Source organism: Kitasatospora sp. NPDC001095, assembly GCF_053598615.1.
The window spans coordinates 1-1,790 of record NZ_JBSFKQ010000138.1 but is presented as its reverse complement, the minus strand read 5'-3'; the positions used below and the strand labels follow the sequence as shown (position 1 = coordinate 1,790).

Annotated in this window: 1 protein-coding gene; it reads left to right on the top strand. The window is 70.0% G+C overall.

Annotated elements, in window-relative coordinates:
• Positions 1-161 precede the first annotated feature (161 nt).
• The gene (locus ACWDBB_RS36155; RefSeq protein ID WP_449793645.1) at positions 162-1,760 is read left to right on the top strand and encodes an IS1182 family transposase; all 1,599 of its coding nucleotides are present in this window, start codon (positions 162-164) and stop codon (positions 1,758-1,760) included.
• The last annotated feature ends 30 nt before the right edge of the window (positions 1,761-1,790 follow it).

The window sequence follows — 1,790 nt, the reverse complement described above, 5'->3', positions numbered from 1 at the left end:
CGACTCTGCTGGCGAAGTCGCTCGGGGTGGGTGTGGGACAGTGAGTGCCGACAAGGTGCCTGTCTGTAGGGGTGGTTGTGCTTCGTCCTGGTGGGGTGTCGGGGGTTCCGGCGGAGACGGTGGCGTTGGCGCGCAGGGTTCATCCGCGGGGGACGGATGAGATGCGGGTGCGGGACGCGCTGGGTCCGTTGTTCACGGACGATGACTTCGTCGTGGGTGAGTTCGAGGGGATGTACGCGGACCTGGGGCGTCCCGGTATCTCGCCGGCGCTGCTGGTGATGGTCACGGTCCTGCAGTTCCTGCACAACCTCTCCGACCGGGACGCGGCGGTGGCGGTGGCGGACCGGATCTCCTGGAAGTACGCGCTGGGACTGGAGCTGGAGTACACGGGTTTCGACGCGAGTGTGCTGTGCGAGTTCCGCGCTCGTCTGGTGGCGGGTGACCGGGCGGATGCCCTGCTGAGCTTGATGCTGGAGCGGTTGAAGGCCGCCGGTCTGGTGCGCTCGGGCGGGCGCCAGCGCACCGACTCCACCCACGTCCTGGCCTGTGTGCGCACGCTGAACCGGATCGAGTGCCTGGGCGAGGCCCTGCGCACGGCCCTGGAGGAGATCGCCGGCACCAGCCCCGGCTTCATCGTGCCGCTGCTGGGGCCCGGCTGGGACGAGCGCTACGGTCGCAAGGTCGAGACCAGCCGGCTCCTGCGCCGCAAGAACGCCTCCGCCGTCAAGCTCGCCGAGCAGATCGGTGCCGACGGGCAGAGTCTGATCACCGCCATCGACACGGACCCCGCCGCCGGGTGGATGAACGACCTGGCGCAGGTCAGGATCCTGCGCGAGTTGTGGGACCAGCACTTCGAGGCCACCGCCACCGGCCGGCTCCGCTACCGGGACACCAAGGAGCTTCCGCCCTCGGCCGAGCGCATCCGCTCACCCCACGACCCCGACGCCCGCTACAGCACCAAAGGCGCCGGCGCCGACGCCGTGGAATGGACCGGCTCCAAGTCCCACCTGACCGAGTCCTGCGACGAGGACTTACCGGGCCTGGTCACCGACGTCCACACCACCCGCGCCACCGAACCCGACGTCACAGCCCTCACCCCCATCCAGGACAAACTCATCGATCGGGACCTGAAACCCGGCGAGCACCTGCTCGACTCCGGCTACCCCAGCGGGCCGAACATCGGCGCCTCCCTGGAACGCGGCATCACCCTCATCGCACCCGTCACCGTTCAGACCGGCCGCGGCGCCCGGGCCGGCACCTTCACCGCGAAGGACTTCCCCGTCGACTGGCAGGCCGGCACCACCCGCTGCCCCGCCGGGGCCACCAGCATCTCCATGCGGCCGAAGAAGAACGGCCTGATCCGCGTCGCCTTCGCCCGCGCCGACTGCCGGCCCTGCCCCATCCGCGCCCAGTGCACCACCGCCGCCCCCCACCTCGGCCGGAGCCTGGAGATCCACCCCGAACCCATCCACACCGCCCGCATGCGGATGCAGACCGAACAGGACGCCCCTCAATGGCGCGAGGCCTACCGGGCCCGCGCCGGCATCGAAGCAACGGTCTCCCAAGCGGTCCGAGGCCCCGGACTGCGACGCTCACGCTACCGGGGCCTCGCCAAAACCCACCTCCAGAACGTCCTCACCGGCATCGCGATCAACATCCGCCGACTCGGCACCCACTTCGACACCACCACCCGGCCCAACCGCCGCCCCACCCGCATCCACACACTCTGCACCCAACACGCCATCCCAGCGGCGGCCTGACCAGATCAAATACTTCGCCAGCAGAGTCGC